General features: G+C 64.5%; 17 protein-coding genes. 11 read left to right on the plus strand and 6 right to left on the minus strand.

Going from position 1 to position 16,039, the window contains the following annotated elements; translation table 11 throughout:
* Positions 1–260: 260 nt before the first annotated feature.
* A complete protein-coding gene (locus tag J7I85_RS24040) occupies positions 261–740 on the minus strand; it encodes a hypothetical protein (RefSeq protein ID WP_214858254.1) in 480 nt (159 codons plus the stop codon).
* A 629-nt stretch (positions 741–1,369) separates the two neighbouring features.
* On the opposite strand from J7I85_RS24040, the gene J7I85_RS24045 reads away from it, so the two are divergent.
* The 5 genes from J7I85_RS24045 (at position 1,370) to J7I85_RS24065 (ending at position 6,634) form a co-directional block, all read left to right on the plus strand.
* On the plus strand, positions 1,370–1,864 hold the full coding sequence (locus J7I85_RS24045; RefSeq protein WP_214858256.1) for an FBP domain-containing protein: 495 nt from the start codon (positions 1,370–1,372) through the stop codon (positions 1,862–1,864).
* Positions 1,865–2,751: 887 nt separating this feature from the next.
* The gene (locus tag J7I85_RS24050; protein WP_214858258.1) at positions 2,752–3,873 is read left to right on the plus strand and encodes a PP2C family protein-serine/threonine phosphatase; all 1,122 of its coding nucleotides are present in this window, start codon (positions 2,752–2,754) and stop codon (positions 3,871–3,873) included.
* A complete protein-coding gene (locus J7I85_RS24055; RefSeq protein ID WP_214858260.1) occupies positions 3,870–5,891 on the plus strand; it encodes a glycosyltransferase family 2 protein in 2,022 nt (673 codons plus the stop codon). Before J7I85_RS24050 ends, J7I85_RS24055 begins: the two co-directional genes overlap by 4 nt.
* Positions 5,881–6,213 carry an STAS domain-containing protein gene (locus J7I85_RS24060; RefSeq protein ID WP_003803017.1) on the plus strand — a complete coding sequence of 111 codons (333 nt, stop codon included), beginning with the start codon at positions 5,881–5,883 and terminating at the stop codon, positions 6,211–6,213. The genes J7I85_RS24055 and J7I85_RS24060 overlap by 11 nt, the downstream gene beginning before the upstream one ends.
* Positions 6,206–6,634: an ATP-binding protein gene (locus J7I85_RS24065; RefSeq protein ID WP_214858262.1), complete on the plus strand. Its 429-nt coding sequence runs from the start codon at positions 6,206–6,208 to the stop codon at positions 6,632–6,634. Before J7I85_RS24060 ends, J7I85_RS24065 begins: the two co-directional genes overlap by 8 nt.
* Before the next feature lie 132 nt (positions 6,635–6,766).
* Here the strand turns inward: J7I85_RS24065 and J7I85_RS24070 are convergent, their stop codons facing one another.
* Positions 6,767–6,880 carry a helix-turn-helix domain-containing protein gene (locus J7I85_RS24070; protein ID WP_308159644.1) on the minus strand — a complete coding sequence of 38 codons (114 nt, stop codon included), beginning with the start codon at positions 6,878–6,880 and terminating at the stop codon, positions 6,767–6,769.
* Between the two features lie 77 nt (positions 6,881–6,957).
* Positions 6,958–8,232, minus strand: a complete 1,275-nt coding sequence (locus tag J7I85_RS24075; RefSeq protein ID WP_214858264.1) for a PP2C family protein-serine/threonine phosphatase — start codon at positions 8,230–8,232, stop codon at positions 6,958–6,960.
* Positions 8,233–8,582: 350 nt separating this feature from the next.
* Between J7I85_RS24075 and J7I85_RS24080 the strand changes: the two genes are divergently transcribed.
* The 4 genes from J7I85_RS24080 (at position 8,583) to J7I85_RS24090 (ending at position 11,207) form a co-directional block, all read left to right on the plus strand.
* Complete coding sequence (locus J7I85_RS24080) at positions 8,583–9,044, plus strand: hypothetical protein (protein WP_214858266.1); 462 nt, start codon at positions 8,583–8,585, stop codon at positions 9,042–9,044.
* 557 nt (positions 9,045–9,601) lie between these two features.
* A complete protein-coding gene (locus J7I85_RS24085) occupies positions 9,602–9,865 on the plus strand; it encodes a CsbD family protein (protein WP_308159641.1) in 264 nt (87 codons plus the stop codon).
* A 59-nt stretch (positions 9,866–9,924) separates the two neighbouring features.
* Positions 9,925–10,047 (plus strand): hypothetical protein, encoded by a 123-nt coding sequence (locus tag J7I85_RS25675; protein ID WP_285289656.1) that lies wholly within the window; start codon positions 9,925–9,927, stop codon positions 10,045–10,047.
* A gap of 68 nt (positions 10,048–10,115) precedes the next feature.
* Positions 10,116–11,207 carry a YihY/virulence factor BrkB family protein gene (locus J7I85_RS24090; RefSeq protein ID WP_214858268.1) on the plus strand — a complete coding sequence of 364 codons (1,092 nt, stop codon included), beginning with the start codon at positions 10,116–10,118 and terminating at the stop codon, positions 11,205–11,207.
* An 85-nt stretch (positions 11,208–11,292) separates the two neighbouring features.
* Here the strand turns inward: J7I85_RS24090 and J7I85_RS24095 are convergent, their stop codons facing one another.
* Positions 11,293–11,700: a DUF3618 domain-containing protein gene (locus tag J7I85_RS24095; protein WP_214858270.1), complete on the minus strand. Its 408-nt coding sequence runs from the start codon at positions 11,698–11,700 to the stop codon at positions 11,293–11,295.
* On the minus strand, positions 11,697–12,110 hold the full coding sequence (locus tag J7I85_RS24100; protein WP_214858272.1) for a phage holin family protein: 414 nt from the start codon (positions 12,108–12,110) through the stop codon (positions 11,697–11,699). The genes J7I85_RS24095 and J7I85_RS24100 overlap by 4 nt, the downstream gene beginning before the upstream one ends.
* Before the next feature lie 269 nt (positions 12,111–12,379).
* Between J7I85_RS24100 and J7I85_RS24105 the strand changes: the two genes are divergently transcribed.
* A complete protein-coding gene (locus tag J7I85_RS24105) occupies positions 12,380–12,673 on the plus strand; it encodes a DUF4235 domain-containing protein (RefSeq protein WP_214858274.1) in 294 nt (97 codons plus the stop codon).
* A gap of 480 nt (positions 12,674–13,153) precedes the next feature.
* Complete coding sequence (locus J7I85_RS24110) at positions 13,154–14,008, plus strand: DUF2382 domain-containing protein (RefSeq protein ID WP_214858276.1); 855 nt, start codon at positions 13,154–13,156, stop codon at positions 14,006–14,008.
* Between the two features lie 699 nt (positions 14,009–14,707).
* Here the strand turns inward: J7I85_RS24110 and J7I85_RS24115 are convergent.
* Positions 14,708–16,030 (minus strand): alpha-amylase family glycosyl hydrolase, encoded by a 1,323-nt coding sequence (locus J7I85_RS24115; protein WP_214858278.1) that lies wholly within the window; start codon positions 16,028–16,030, stop codon positions 14,708–14,710.
* Between the last annotated feature and the right edge of the window lie 9 nt (positions 16,031–16,039).

Genomic DNA, 16,039 nt, shown 5'->3' on the forward strand with positions numbered 1-16,039 from the left:
CAGGGAAGGGGCTACATGCGCCGACAATACGGCCCCTCCCGGTGGGTTCCCGATTTATTCAGCATCGGATCAGGACGCTGCTTTTCGACACGCGTCACCACGTCAGGGCGGAAGCACGAGCGGCTGAGGTCACAGCCGCGGCCCTTCGGCCAAGCTGTCGACGTGTCTATGTTCGCCAGTTGGTGAGATCGCCAGCGCTTCCAGTGGCGGCTACATCTTTTGAGGCCGGGTACGCAACGTAGCGTGGGAGGCAAACCGGCTCAGCGGAACCAGCCCACTGAACGGTCGAAATTGAACACTAAGGCTCCCGTGCCTGGTGCGCCGCTGCCGCCCGCAGGAAAGTAGATGGCTCCGAACTCGGCTCCTCCGGCTTCGATTCGTGCCCTTGCCCAAATCTGGGCGTCCGCAAGTTCCTTTTCGGGGATACTTTCCCGTGTGGTGTGGCCTGGGCCGAAATGGATGTCCAGCTGGTATTCCCCCGCTTGGGAAGCTCCGGCGTGGCGGGTGGGGTCGTGTTCGTCGCGCCTGCTGATCATCACTTGCGCGGAGGCATGAAGAATGGCCGGCTCACGGATGAGCCTGCCGTGGTGCTGCTGTTCGATCCTCAGGTGCGAGACTACGCTCTCCACTGTGTCTTCATCGGTGACCACGTAAGCAGTTCCGCTGATGTCAGATTCTGAACCCCCGACGCTTTTCAAGTACTTCATGAATTGCTCGGAGCTGGACTGTCTGGAGCTCATGCACCCTCCCTGAGGGTAATCGCCGGCGAGTGCCGACCCGCCCTACACTAGACCCATATGGCTCCCCTGAACCGGTGCTGCCAGGGATATCTCCGGGACAGGAAACGATGGAACTGTGCATTAGATGCAGGAGACCTACGGCGACACGCTATTCCACCGCAATCTCGGCTCAGTAGCCAAGACGTGGCCGTCACCAATTACGCGCGCTCCGACACGCGGCCAATGCATTTCGTTGCTGCACGGAACTCTCGCATCTACTGCAGCCCATACTCTAAACACCGTGCGGGCGAGCTGGCAGCATGGCCGGGCAAATGTCCCGCAAGCTGTGGGACATTGGGCGGGGCATGTGTGTCTGATTCTTGAGAAGGATCCGGCCCTGCTTTGCATGGCAGCTGCTCATTTGCAAAAATGACGAGCGTCGGTTTTTGGGAACGGGGGAATGAGCATGCGCGCCACTGCGGCAAATGCTGCCATGGTCAGCGAGGTGGCCGTTTTGGCCTGCTGTACGACCGCCCCTTATGCAGTTCTCTCCGGCCTCGGACAGCGGTTCTAGCCGCCCTTTCTCATAGCGCGGCTCACTCTAATCCTGCCGCCCGAGGCTCCTTCCATCTTCCGAAAGCAGCCATGCCATGCAAAAAATCACACCCCAACAGATCCGGTCATCATTCATCAACGCCAGCCGCTCCGAAGCCGCCAAACTCAACCTGCCCCGGGACTTCGACACCCTGGACTGGGAGAGCCTCGACTTCCTGGGCTGGCGTGATGCAAAGATGCCGCTTCGCGGCTACCTGGTGTTCCCCGACAACGGCGGCCTCACCGGCGTCATGCTCCGCGCACCCGAGGGCGGCGCCAAGAAGAACCGCTCCGTACTGTGCGAACTCTGCCGTGACGTCTTCTCCAAGGAAGATGTCTTCCTCTGGGTGGCCCGGCGGGCAGGACAGTCCGGACGTGATGGCAACACCGTGGGGACGCTGATCTGCGCTGACTTCCTATGTTCGACAAACGTTCGCGTCGAACCACCGGCCAACGAAATCAACCCGGACCCGACCGATGTAGTCAAACGCCGCATCGTCGGCCTGGAGTCCCGAACCCGGTTGTTCCTCGACAGGGTCCGCCGGCGCTGACACTGCAGCGCGGGGTCTCTCACTGCCCATCCGAGACCGCCCGGAATGGGCAGTAAGAGACGCTCACGGCTGCAACTTTGCTAATCGCTGCGGAACGTTCAAGTGCCGTAGGGCGAAAATCCTCGTCGCCGCCTTTCAGCGCCGGACATATTTAACGACGCGTCCGTCGGCCTGGACGGGTGACACATGAAGGCGGGTAAGTAGGTACTGCTCCTCCAGCACAATGGTGTTCCCGGTGAGCGCATACCTCGGAGTCGTAGGACGGACCCTGCCAGTCCGGGAGGGCGTTCATAAGACGGTCGCTCCACTCCTGCCATTCCTAAGATCGCCCGGACGCTGGCTCCGATAAAATATAAACTTCCGATAATTGAGCCTACGTAAAGTTGCCGCTTTATCCGGCAGAGTTTTGAACCTCACGAAGTTGAGTGGAACCGTCAGCGCTGGGCACCTGCCCTGTTTCGCATGCACGGCGGTCTCCGCCTCTCAAAATGAATTCGGATGGGGACAATGTCCTCCATGCCGATAGAGGGGAAGCGCCACGCACAGGCTGGGCCGGACCAGGGGACCTGCATCACCCGGTCCACCGCAGTAGTTGGGTGGGACAACGTAGCCACCGAGGACTTCTTCTCGCACGTAAAGGCCTGCGGCGATACTGCGGGAAGCCCGAGGGGATCGCGAAGTTGGACGGTCCACTGGGGCCGAATCCGGATAGTGCCCCCGCGTTAGTTGCGCTGTTCCAGGCCGTGGGCGGTCAGAGGTGCCTACCGGGCAGAGCTTGTTCACTGCCTCAGTGCGTTGCCTGGGCCGGAAGGGTTTGGTCAGGTATGCCGAGGCTCCGGAGGTCATGCCGGCGTGACAAGTTTGTAAAGACAGTAGTTAATAGAGGCATGTCTTCAACCCCTGAGCCGCGCCGCGCCGTCGTCATCGAGGATGATCCGGACATTCGGGGGCTGCTGGCCCGGGTGCTGGCCAAGCAGGGCTTCGACGTCACCGAGGCCGGCGCCGGGTTCCCGGGCATCGAGGCAGTGCGGAACACAAAGGCCGACCTGGTCACGCTGGACCTGAATCTTCCGGATCTGGACGGTCTGGAGGTCTGCAAGCGGCTGCGTGAGTTCTCGGACGCGTTCATCATCATGCTCACGGCCAGGGTGGATGAGCTGGACAAGCTCACCGGCCTGGACAACGGGGCGGACGACTACATCAACAAGCCTTTCAGCCCGCGTGAGTTCCAGTCCCGGGTCAACGCGCTGTTCCGCCGCTCCCGGACCCCCGCCGCTGACGAGGCCGCCCAGAACGACCTCCGCCGCGCCGCCGAGGTGCAGCAGAGCCTGCTCCCGCGCGAGGAAGTCCGGATGGACGGCTATGAGGTGGCGGGCGTGTTCCGCCCCTCGCGCAGTGTCGGCGGCGATTTCTATGACTGGTACCAGACGCCCGACGGGCTCCATCTGACGTTCGCCGACGCCATGGGCAAGGGCATGGGCGCCGCCCTTATCGCGGCCACCGCACGGGCCGTGATGCGCTCGGTCCGCCACGAACCGGACCTCGGCAATGCCTTCAGCCTGGCCAGCCGCTCGATCGCGTCGGATCTGGACATCTCCGGGTCGTTCGTCACGCTCTTCCACGCCCGCCTCGATGCCGGTTCCGGAAAGGTCAGCTACGTCGACGCCGGCCACGGCCTGGCGCTTCACCTCCAGGCCGACGGCGGTGCGCAGCGGCTCCCGTCCGCCGGCCCGCCGGTCGGGGCCTGGGCCGATGCCAGCTGGACCGAAGCGGAGCTGGACCTGGCTCCCGGTGACTCGCTCGCCGTCGTGAGCGACGGCGTCCTTGACGTTTTCGGCTCGGTCGAGGAGTTCACGGACGCTGTCCGCCGGTCAACGCACGGGCAGCCCACGGCGGAGGCGGCCTGCGCCGCCCTGCTCGCCCTGGCCCCGGCCGACACCGCGGAGGACGATGTCACCGCGGTCATGGTGCGGCGCCTGGCCGGGGCGGCCGGACCGGCTGCATCTTGACGCGTTTCTGGACCCGGGTGGTGGTGCTCCTCACCGTCATCCTGGGGATCAACTACATCGCCTGGCGCTGGCTGGCCTCGCTGAACTGGGAGGCCTGGTGGATCGCCGTGCCGCTCGTGGCCGCCGAGACCTACAGCCTCATCGACGTCATGCTGTTCGGCCTGACCGTGTGGCGCCTGAAGCTCCGCAAGGACGCGCCCCAGGCTCCGGCCGACGCCACCGTGGACGTCTTCATCACCACCTACAATGAACCGCTGGATTTGGTGATGACCACAGCCCTCGCCGCCAAGCGCATCCGGCATCCGCACAGCACGTGGATTCTGGATGACGGCGCCCGCCCCGAGATGTGCCGCCTCGCCGAGGAGCACGGGCTGGGGTACGTCACCCGCAGCGCGGACTGGAAGAATATGCCCCGCCATGCGAAGGCGGGCAATCTCAACAACGCGCTGATGGTCACCGAGGGTGAGTTCCTGCTGATCCTCGACGCCGACCAGATCCCCGAGCCGGACATCCTCGACAAAACGCTGGGCTACTTCACCAACACCAAGGTTGCGCTGGTGCAGACGCCCCAGTACTTCAGCAACGTCCCCGCCTCCGATCCCCTGGGCAGCCAGGCGCCGCTGTTCTACGGCCCCATCCAGCAGGGCAAGGACGGCTGGAACGCCGCGTTCTTCTGTGGCTCCAATGCCATCCTCCGCCGCGAGGCCCTCATGCAGCTGGGCCTGGTGGGGTACGTGAAGGAGACGGAAAAGAGCATCCGCCGCGCCCTGGCGGCATCCCAGTCGGCCATCCGGAAGGCCCGGAAGCCGGCCGATTCGGACAACCTGCTCGTGGCGCAGATACTCGACGAGGTGGAGACGGCGACCGCCGAAGCCCGGCGCCGGCTTGACGACGGCGAGTCCCTGAGTGAGATCACGTACCGCGTCCGCCGCAAGGTGGACCAGGCTGTCCAGGCGCTGGTCCAGGCCGATGTGTCCGCACTGCAGGCAGACCTTGAGGAGATCGCCGCCATGGAACTGGCGCACGTGGGCGATTCCGGCGTCCCCGTGGTGGCCGACGACGCCGTGCAGCGCATGTCCGCCCGGGACTGGTCCCCGCTCGGTGCCATCGAATCCGTGCAGGCCGTGCTGGACGCCCTCTCCGTGGAACGCGCCGGCGAAGCCCAGCCCGTCATGCCGCTGGCCACCATCTCTGTCACCGAGGACATGGCCACCGCCATGCGCATCCACGGCATGGGATGGGAGAGCGTCTACCACCACGAGGTCCTCGCCTACGGCCTCGCCCCGGAGGACCTCGCCACCATGCTGACGCAGCGGCTGCGCTGGGCCCAAGGCACCATCCAAGTGATGCTTCGGGAAAACCCGCTGGTGGAGCGCGGCCTGAAACTCGGCCAGCGGCTCATGTACTTCGCCACCATGTGGACCTATCTGAGCGGCTTCGCCGCGGTGATCTACTTTGCTGCCCCCATCGTCTACCTGCTGCTCGGGATCCTGCCGGTCACCAGCCTCAGCGCCGACTTCTTCATCCGGTTCATTCCGTTCATGGTGGTCAACCAGCTGCTGTTTGCCATCGCCGGCCGCGGCATCCCCACTTGGCGCGGGCAGCAGTACAGCCTTGCGCTGTTTCCGACCTGGATCAGGGCATGTACGACGGCGGCCCGTAACGTCTGGTTCGGACGTCCCCTTGGGTTCGCCGTCACGCCCAAGGACCGCCAGACGGGCGGCCCCAGCTGGAGCCTGATCCGGCCGCAGATTGTGGTGTCCGTGCTGCTGGCCATCTCCTCGGTGGTGGGCATCGCGCGGCTTGCCGCCGGGATGTCCGAACCGGTCGGTACGCTGGTCAACGTGGCCTGGGTGGTGTTCGACCTCGTGGTCATGAGCATCCTGGTCCGGGCGGTGCTGTACAAGGGTTTTGAGCCGCAGAGTTTTGAGATAGGCGGTTTCGAAGAAGAAGGTTCCGGGCCGGAGACCCTTCCGGCGCAGGGTTTAGTCGAAGAGAGGAAGACGGATGGATCTTAGTTACGAGGTCAAGGATTCGTACGCCGAAATCAAGGCCGCCGGCCGCCTGAACATGGTGTCCGCGCCGAAGCTGCGGGAGTTCGTGGCGGATGTTGTTGCCTCGGGATCCAGCCGGATCGTGGTGAACCTGGAGGACACCGCGTTCATGGATTCCTCGGGACTCGGAGCCCTCATCGGCTGCCTGAAGGCGGCCCGCCAGGCGGGCGGCGACCTCCGCATCGCAGCCGTCCAGCCGCAGGTCAAGATGGTTCTGGAACTGACCAGCATGGACCGCGTGCTGACGTCCTACGCCACCGCTGACGAGGCGTTCGGCAATGACTGACGTCCTGGCCCGCCGGAACTTCCGGAGCCTGGCCACGCCCGAGTGCGTCGATGCCGTGCACTCCCAGCTGGACGACCTCTGGGAAGATGCCCCGTTCGTTCCCGACATGGACCGGATGACCTTCGCCACCGCCGTGATCGAGGCCGCCGCCAACGTGGTCCAGCATGCGGAGCCGGAATCGTCGGACCCCGTGGAACTTGGAGTGGACATCTGCATCCGCCAGTCGAGCCTGCGGGCCAAGGTCAGCGCGTTCGGCGCCGCCAGCCCGGCCATCGACGACGGAGACCCCGCCATGCCCGGCGAGGATGCCGAGTCGGGACGCGGGCTGGCTCTGATCCGCGCGCTGGTCACCACCGTGACATTCACCCGGCAGGACGGAACGAACACCTGGACCTTGTCGAGGGACCCCATCGGCCCCTGACTCTGTGCGAATCCTTGACTGATATGAGAACTGTTCGTTCAGAATGGCGGTTAAATCGCAGCTCAAAATAGCGGTTCTGCGGCAACGGTCGTCTTGCTGGGTGTCGTCTTCAGGGAAGAAGATGTGACGCGGCTAGTTCGTGAGTGCTCGGGACCGCCTATAAAACGTTGCTCGGGACATTCTGAGATCGCGGGCAACCTGCGCTGCGGGTTCACCGCCTTCGACCAGGTGGACAGCGCTTCGAATCTGGCTGTCGGTGACCCCCCGGGGTCGGCCACCAAGGTCCTTTCGGCTTCGGTACGCGAACCTTTTTCAGGCATCGACTAGGAGGGAAACACCCTTAGGGAAATCGCTGATGTTTGCCGGTGGACTGGGCCATGGCCACGATCGAAGTCAGAATCCGGTAGTTCATGCGTACTGAAGGGGCCGGCGTATGGCGATGGCTGTGAGGTCATCGTCCGGACGCAGGCTGGTGGTGAGTTCCCTGAGTTTTTCATGACGGAGGCAGGGTCCTTTGCCTCGTGGACTATGTCGGCCATGTGGCCCAGCGCCTGAAGGGTTCCTCCGTACAGGTCCAGCAGCCCGTCGGTGAAGCAGATTAGCGTGTGCCCGGGTTCCAGGCGGGCCGGGATGGCGGCCCAGCTGTTGGGTTCTCCGACGCCCAGGGGCAGGCCTCCGGCCGGGAGCCTGGTGTGGTTCCCGTCCGGGCCGACGATGCGGGACAGGCCATGACCGGCATCCGCGTAGGTGATCTCGCCGTTGCCGGTGTGGATGGTGGCCTGGATGGCGGTGGCAAGGATCCCGGTGACGTCCAGGTCCTCCAGGAGCGTTCCCGCCACGCTGTTGAGAACGTCCGCGGGGTCCCCGGCCGGTGCGGCGCGAACGGCGCTGCGGATGGTTGCGGCCATGAGTGCGGCGGCTGTTCCTTTGCCCATGACGTCCACCAGCGTCAGGTCGAGGCGACCGGGTGTTCCCGCCAAGTGTAGAAGTCTCCGCCGACGCTGCGGTAGGGCATGCAGATGCCTGCCAGTTCGTAGCCGGTTGCCCCGGAGGGCACGGGGGAGCAGGGCTTGTTGGACTTCGTGGGCGCGGTCCAGTTCGGCCGAATCCTGAAGCTCGCGCTCGGCCCAGCGGCCCAGTTCGTCCAGGGTTCTGCGTTCAGCCTCGTCCAGGGTGCGGGGTCTGACGTCGTAGAGGCAGAGGGTGCCGACCCGTTGGCCGTTGGGCACGCTGAGTGGCCGGCCTGCGTAAAAGCGGACGCCCCTGCCGGACACGACGTCGGGGAGTGAACCGAGGCGCGGATCCTGTCGCGCGTCAGGCACTACGACCAGGTCTTGTTGCTGGACGGTTACGTTGCAGAAGGTCTGGTTGCGTGGCCAGCGCATCCGCCCTTGTGGTTGGGGGGATTTGTTGAACAGGTGTTCGTCGTCGAGGAGATTGACGGCGGCGATGGGAACGCTGAATACTTCCCTTGCCATGCGGGTGATCCGGTCAAAGCGCTCTTCGGGCGGGGTGTCCATGAGTTGCAGCGAATCCAGCGCCCGTAGCCGGGCGTTGCCTTCCGGACCGGCGTCCGTAGTGGGTCTCTGTATTGCCATCGTGTACCGTCCTTACCCCGCTCCACACGGGTTGAGAGACAGCATGCTTCAGCGCGCGGATGCATGACGGCTTTGTCATGCGCTCTCAACAAGATTGTAAAGATGCGTTCAACCCAGTGGGCCGCCGGAGTAGCCATCCCGGCGGTGGTCCGGCCCATGCAACGCTTCCGCACGAGCAGCATGGCTGGATTTTCGTCTCTATTGCCACGTCTCGTTCTTTCGGTCCCGAACGCCGGCCCAAACACCAAACTCGGCCAGTTTTCAATGTGGCCCAGCGAGATTTTCGAGGCTGTTCAGGCAGGAACGCAGGTTCTAGGCTTAGCCTCACTCATCCGACCCTGGAGGCTCTTGTGCATACCTCTGAAGAAATCGACCGCGCGGCTCAAGCACGCCATCTCCAAGAAGTCCTCATCACTCGCCTGGCCAAGGGCAGGGAATGGGCGACACCCGGCATTGAAGCGGCCTTGCGCCGTATGCTGACACGAATCGACAGTGGTCTTGAAGCAGCGTCGCCACGCCTGCAGGTGAGTTTGCGGACGATCGCCGACGAACTGGCCGGGGGAGTGGAAGCGGCGACCCCGAGGCTCCATGAGCGGATAGCGCGGCTTATCCCCGAACCAGACCCGCCCGCACAAGACCTCGCATCTCAAAAGCCGAGCCGGAGGGTGTGGCTGCTCGCCGCAGTCGCCGCGGTTGCTGTGGCTGGCGGTCTCGCCGTGTGGAAAGCAGTGCGTCCGGTTCCCGAACCGGCCATTGCACCTGCGGGGGAGACAGCCGGAGACCAGCCGGTCCAGACAGTACCCCCGGCCTGACCCTCACCCTCGACGAAGGCCACAGGACCGGGCCCACCGGAGTGGCCGGAGGGACCGATGGCGAAAGAATCGGCGGCCGCGCCCTGAGCCCCTTTCACCAGGCCGGCACCACCGCGACCGTGGCGCATATCCACTACAGCCTGCTGGGAGGTTTTCAACCTCCGCCCCTAACCCCCGTCAAGGACGGCCCCCCGAAGACGCGTCGGACACGGACGGCGGGCCTGGTGGTTCATCCGTCACGGGCGACGTGGTCTGGCCCTTGCTCGGCAACGAACACCAAGCCCAAGGACCTTTGAAGCGGGAAACCCATGACTGAGTGACCGGCCTTCTGAACGAACAGCATTCCTGGGCCTGACCGCGGATGAATTGCGCTGACAGAGGGGCACGACAACTCGCTGCGTACCGGATCGGGATTGAAAACAGGGTGTCTGGCGGACGATACGGTAAGTAGACTTATTATATCCATCCAGGTCCATCGGACGGCGGGTAATGCAACAGCCAGACAACCCGATCGGTGGTATCCAGGAGGAGGGCCGGGACCGCGGCCCGGGCGGAGCATGACCTGGTCTATTGCTTGGGATGGATTCCTCTCCGGCCCACACAACGATGAAGGGAAGATCAGCATGGGAATCGGTGACAAGATCAAGCACGCCGCCGAGGAGGCTCGCGGCAAGATCAAGACAAAGACGGGCGAAGCAACCGGCAACGACCGGCTTAAGGCTGAAGGCACGGTCGAGCAGGCCGACGCCAAGTTGAAGACTGCAGGTGACAAAGCCAAAGACGCAGAGAAGGACGCGAAGGATAAGCTGGACGGCACATAGGCCGCCGGCCCGATCAGGCGCACGCTTTCCAGGGCCTGAAGGAACCAGCCCAGGAAGCTATGCAGAACGTCAAGGAAACTGCCACCGAAGCCGCCGAGAACGTCAAGGGAGAGGGCCAGGCGGCAGTTTCCGACGTCAAGGACAGTGCGGCGGAGGCCAAGGACCGCGTCCAGAACACCTGACGCTGCATCACGGGCGTGCCAGTCGAGGATTGGCCTGCCCATCATGGCCCAGTAAGGAGGAGGGTCCCATGGCCACCAATGAAGCCCCGGAATCAAGCACGTCCAAGGCGGACACTGCGCCCGCTCCGGATGACGAACGCAAGCCAGGCAGCCCCACGGATGTGACCAAGCCGTCCTGGAAATACATTGCCAGGAAAACCCTTCGGGAGTTTAGCCAGGATCAATGTCCCGACCTCGCCGCTGCCCTCACGTACTACGCTGTCTTCTCCCTTTTCCCGGCGCTGCTTGCGCTCGTTTCCCTTCTTGGCATCTTTGGGCAGGCAGAAAAGACGACGGGGGCACTACTGGAAATCGTCCGGGGCGTCGCGCCCGGGCAGACTGTGGACATGATCAAAGGACCGATCCAGGAGCTGACCACCTCACCGGCGGCCGGCTTCACCCTGGTCATCGGCCTAGCAACGGCCCTTTGGTCCGCTTCGGGCTACGTGGGCGCGTTCGGCCGTGCCATGAACCGGGTTTATGAAATCGATGAAGGCCGCGGCTTCGTCAAGCTCCGCGGAACCATGCTCGGCGTGACGGTCCTTTCCGTGGTCATCGTGGCGCTGCTCGCGGCCATGCTCGTGATCAGCGGCCCCGTGGCCGAAGCAGTCGGAGGCGTCCTGGGACTGGGCGGGGTGTTCCTTACGGTTTGGAACATTGCCAAGTGGCCGGTCATCGTCGCGCTGGTAATCGTGGTCATCGCCATCCTGTACTACGCCACCCCCAACGTCCGGCAGCCCAAGTTCCGCTGGATGAGCATCGGCTCCTTCATCGCCCTGATGGCGTTCGTGCTTGCCTCAGTCGGGTTCGGCTTCTATGTTGCCAACTTCAGCAACTACAACAAGACCTACGGCGCGATCGGCGGCGTGATCGTCATGCTCCTGTGGCTCTGGATCCTGAACATGTCGCTGCTGTTCGGAGCCGAGCTCGACGCCGAAACAGAACGCGGCCGGGAGTTGCAGGCGGGCATCGAGGCGGAGGAAACCATTCAGCTGCCGCCACGCGGCACGAAGAAGAGCGACAAACTTCATGAGCAGGAGGAGGAAGACATCCAGCGCGGCCGGGAACTGCGCGAACAGCAGAGCCCCGGTAACCGCCCGGCAGGGCCCGAGAACAGTTGATCCCCGGCACGGAACGCCATCAGGGACAGGGCTGCCGGTTCCTGATTCCTGGGGGATGCCGTTCCCCCCCGTCGTCGGGTCCGCGTCAGGGGGTTAACGCGTCGTCCGCGCCCGTTCTCCTGCGCAGGCTGCGCCCGATGATGATGGCGATAAGCGCCCCGGCGACGGCGCATACTCCGGCAACCAGGGCCTGGCTCCGCTGCTGGTGTTCCGCCTGATAGGTTTTGGCCTGCTGGGCCAGCCGGTCCAGCCGGGCCTGGGCGGATGCCACCGCGCCGGCGGCCTGTTCTTTACCCGATGTCAGGCTGCTCGTGGCCTGGTCTTTCAGGGACGCGGCCTTGTTTTTGGCCTGTGCCTTGACGTCGAGTTTGGTGGTGAGGGCTTGGACGGTTTGGCCGAGCTCTTCGCGGGTCTGTTCGATGTCATGCTTGATGTCCTCGATCCCGGCGTCCTTGGACGGTTCCGGGTTAGGAGGGGTGACGGAGGTACTCATTTGCGTCTGTGCTCCTTGACCTCTTGAATGTCCCGCTTGACACTGTCGACGGCGGCTTCCGGCGCCGGCGGGCCGGCCTCTTTGACTTCCTTCCTGCCGACAAGGGCCGCGATTCCGGCGGCGATCAGCAGCACCACGGAAACGATCAGAGCACTGAGCCAGGCGGGAAGAACCAGGGCCAGGGCCAGGATCGCCGTGGTGATCAGGCCCGCGGCACCAAAAAACGCCAGAAGCCCTGCCCCGCCGAAAAGACCGGCCCCGCGCCCGGCGTGCCTGCCCTTCTCCTTCAGCTCGGCCTGGGCCAGCCGCAGCTCGTCACGGACCAGCCGGGAGGTCTGCTGCGACAGCTCGGTCATCAGCTCCGCGACCGGACGGTCATCGGAAGCGCCGGGTTTTTCCGTGGTATCCATCTGTACTCCTCACCGTGGGATTCGTCATGATGCGGTTCCTCAGGGTGCGGTCCGTGGGTTCTGTGCCGAGGAACGGCACTTGGTTCTCATCTGCTCGCTCCCTGCCCGTGCCGGTGCTGCATAGGTCGAATCTAACTCCGATGAGCGCCGGTGTCACGGGGGTGAGTAAGCCGCAACGGGTTATGCCGCTGCGGCGTTTGGAGTAGTTTTGGAAGCCACCGGGGCGAAGGTGCCCGCGGTGTCCGGCCGCTGTTGCACCCGAGGACGTCATGGCTCAGAAACAAACCAGCAAACCAGCAAAAATCCTGTACCGGCCGATCGGGCTGGCCTCAGGCGTGATCGGCGGCGTCATCGCCGGACAGGTGTTTAAGCAGGTATGGAAACACGCCGCGCCCGGGGACCGGGACGAGGCCCCCAAGTCCCTGTCCACCGGTTACGCCTTGAAAGAGATCCTGATCGCTGCCGCCATTCAGGGCGCCATCTTCGCCGTGATCAAGACGGTCCTGGACCGCGGCGGTGCGAGGCTCTTCGAGCGCTGGACCGGAGAATGGCCCGGAGAGTAAGTGCCCGCTTCCGCTTGGTAGCCGCGGCTTGACCCTGAAGCAGCCTCTTTTGACCGTGCCAGGAAGCGTCTGAGAAAGTCCTGGTCCACTCCCGGGCAGTAACAGGGCCGCTGGGTCGGCTGACGCCTGCTGACCTCCATGAACCGGTGCAACAGCGCGGGTGCGTGGAGCATGCTTCCAGACCGCCCGCACGGACAAGCGGAAAATTACTAAGCATACTTGCTTTTAAGGGGGATGGCGTGCCTAGGCTAGTAGCAGAAGAGTTCGTCTTTGTCCCGGTATGGAGTCCGTGGTCATGCCTCTCGCCGGAGGTCTACAGGGAAAGGGAACCCCGGGGTCCCGGCGAGCAAGGGTGATGGAATCCCCGTTCCCTAAGTCGTGCTCTTCCTGGTCATCGGAGGCTGACCCGGTTAACCGGGTGACGACGCTGAAACTTCGAACAACCCATCCAGAATCCAGAATCCTATTTAAGGAGTCATCATGATCACCAACGAGCATATCGACGCCCTTCTCGGCGGCAGGGGAGACGTCCTGGGCACCGACGGGGAGAAAATAGGCGGCGTCGGCCAGGTCTATGCCGACGATGACACCGGCCAGCCCAAATGGGTCACGGTGAAGACGGGCCTGTTCGGCACCAAGGAGTCCTTCGTCCCGCTGGAAGGCGCCCGCCAGCAGGGCGATGACCTTGTCGTGGCGTACAGCAAGGACCAGATCAAAGACGCCCCGGGCGTCGATCCTGACGGGCATCTGGACCCGGCCGAGGAGGACCGGCTCTACCAGCACTACCAGCTCGGCGGCGGCCAGCGCAGCTACACCGACGCCACCACCGGCCGGGAGGAAACAGATGCCACCGGTGCTGCCGGCGGCTACAGGGACGTCTCGGACACCGGCGGCACCGGCGGCTACCGGGATGCCTCGGACACCGGCACTGTCGGCAGGGACACTTCGGGTGGCACCACCGATGACGCGATGACCCGCTCCGAGGAACGCCTGAACGTGGGCACCGAGAAACAGGCCACCGGCCGGGCGCGGCTGCGCAAGTACGTCACCACCGAAAACGTCACCCAAACCGTCCCGGTCCAGCGCGAAGAGGTCCGGCTTGAACGCGAACCGATCACCGACGCGAACCGCGACGAGGCCCTGTCCGGCCCGGATCTCACCGAGAGCGAACACGAGGTCACCCTGCACGAGGAACGCCCCGTCGTCGAAAAGGAAACCGTCCCCGTCGAACGGGTCCGCCTGGACAAGGAAACGGTCACCGACGAGGAAACCGTCAACGAGGAAGTCCGCAAGGAACAAATCGACACCGAAGGCACCGGCGACACCCGCCGCTAACCGGCACGCCGGCACCACTTCAGGCGGAAGGCAACGCAGGAACCCCACGGTCCGGTTCCCGCCCGAGGGGCATTGGCCAGGTGCAGGCCGGCAGCGGGACTCCGCCCGCAGCCGGCCTTGCCCGCCGGCAGCCGGGCCCAGTATGGCCGCAGGCGTAAGGACTTTCCGGCGCGGATGCGCGGTGGGACGATCCCCCTATGAAGGACAAAAAAGGACGATCCCGGCCTACGGGCCGACGCGCCAGGGGAACTTCCCACTGAGCGAGACTATGGCGGTTCGCCGGCGACCCCGGCTGCGGACCGTAGGTAAACGGCGGCGGGATGCCGAGGAGAAGCTGGAACACCACTGGCCCAGTCAATAATTCTCTTGTCGTCGTCGAAGGGTGAGATCGTCGATCGCTCCACGCCAACGGGCACGGGCACGGGGCAGCATGCCCGGAGCCGGAGCGTGTTGTCGTCCCTGCCCCCCGCATGGGATGTGCTCAAAACCGCTGCACGAAATCACAGGCTATGCAATGCGAAGAACGATGTTTGGTTGATCCTGGCACTCGGGATGGGCCTGCGCAGGGATCTATCTGCTCCTTACCGGACAGGCCATAGGTGCACCTGGGCGTCCGTTGGGGTTGCCGGGCACTGCACCAGTTCCATTCATTGTTTACTCGCCCGCCGATGGCAAGTGCCGGCGGTAGCGCACCGGGGGTCAGCCCAGCACTGCCCATGACCGCGCGGCCAGGACAGCAAGTCCGCTGCTCCCGTCAGGGGTGGCGCGTCCTGCCAGCACTCGCGCGCTCGGTGTACGGACGGATTGGGGCTCGGTTGAGAGGTTCAGGGCAACGATGAGCTGTTCCGGACCACCGGCCGAGACCCGGTACACCAACACCTCGTTGGACAGCTGCAGCACCTCGGTCCGTGCCCGGTGCAGCCACGCATGGCGGCGGCGCAGGCCGATGAGTTCCTGGTGCAGTTCGAAGACGGGTCGCCCCACAGGTGACAGATCGCCGGGGGAAGCCGGAAAGAGCGGCCTGACGTCGTCATCGCCCCCTGCCCTGTCCTCCTTGATGCCGCGATAGGCCTGCTCGTCGCCGTAGTAGATCGACGGCGTTCCGCCGAGCGTGAGCAGGACCACGACGGCGTGCGCGAGCAGCCCTGGATCCTCCAGCTTGCTCGCAATCCGTGTGACGTCGTGATTGCCGATGAACGTGAGCGGCGCGAAAGACCCGAGCAGGGCGTTGTGCCGCTCCAGTGCCGCGGCGAGTTCGAAGAAGTTGCCGTCATTGAGTGAACTCCACACGGCCTTCCACAGCTCGTACTGGGTCGCGGAATCCAGCCCGCCTTTGCATACATCGGACGCGTAGTCGCCGTGAATGTACTCGCCCACGAAGTAGGCATCGGGGTGGGTTGCACGGACGCGTGCGGTCACGCCGGCCCAAAACGATGACGGGACGGCATACGCGGCGTCGAGGCGCCAGCCATCGGCCCCGCGACGCAACCAGTGGTCCATGACGTCCACGACGAAATCCGCGACGGCAGGCTCCTCATGGTTCAGCGCCACGAGGTGGTGGTGGCCCTCGAAGTCCCGGTACCCGGGCTCGACGCCGGCCGTGGCTCCTTCGGGCCACTGCAGCGAGAACCAAGGGGCGGTGGCTGCGCCAGGACCCTCCCGGAGGACATGCTGGAAGGGCGGAAAGGAACGGCCGGTGTGGTTGAAGACGCCATCGAGCAGGATCCGCAGCCCGCGGCCGTGCGCCTCCGCGACCAGGCTGTCGAAGTCCTCGAGGGTCCCCAGTCGGGGGTCGATCCGGAAGTAGTCCGTGGTGTCGTAGCCGTGCGTCTCGGACGCGAAGACGGGACCGAGCGCCAGCCCCGACGCTCCGAGCTCCACTGCGTAGTCCAGCCATGGCACCAGATCCAGCAACCGGTGTGCAGCGGCGGGCTCCGCCGTCGCTGTCTTCTCGGCACCGACGAAGCCTAGCGGATACACGTGCCACCAGATGGCGTGCTGGACCCAGCCGGGTTCGCTCATGAGTGGGGC

The sequence above is a fragment of the Arthrobacter sp. ISL-65 genome, assembly GCF_018613795.1.
In the GTDB taxonomy this organism is placed as follows: domain Bacteria; phylum Actinomycetota; class Actinomycetes; order Actinomycetales; family Micrococcaceae; genus Arthrobacter.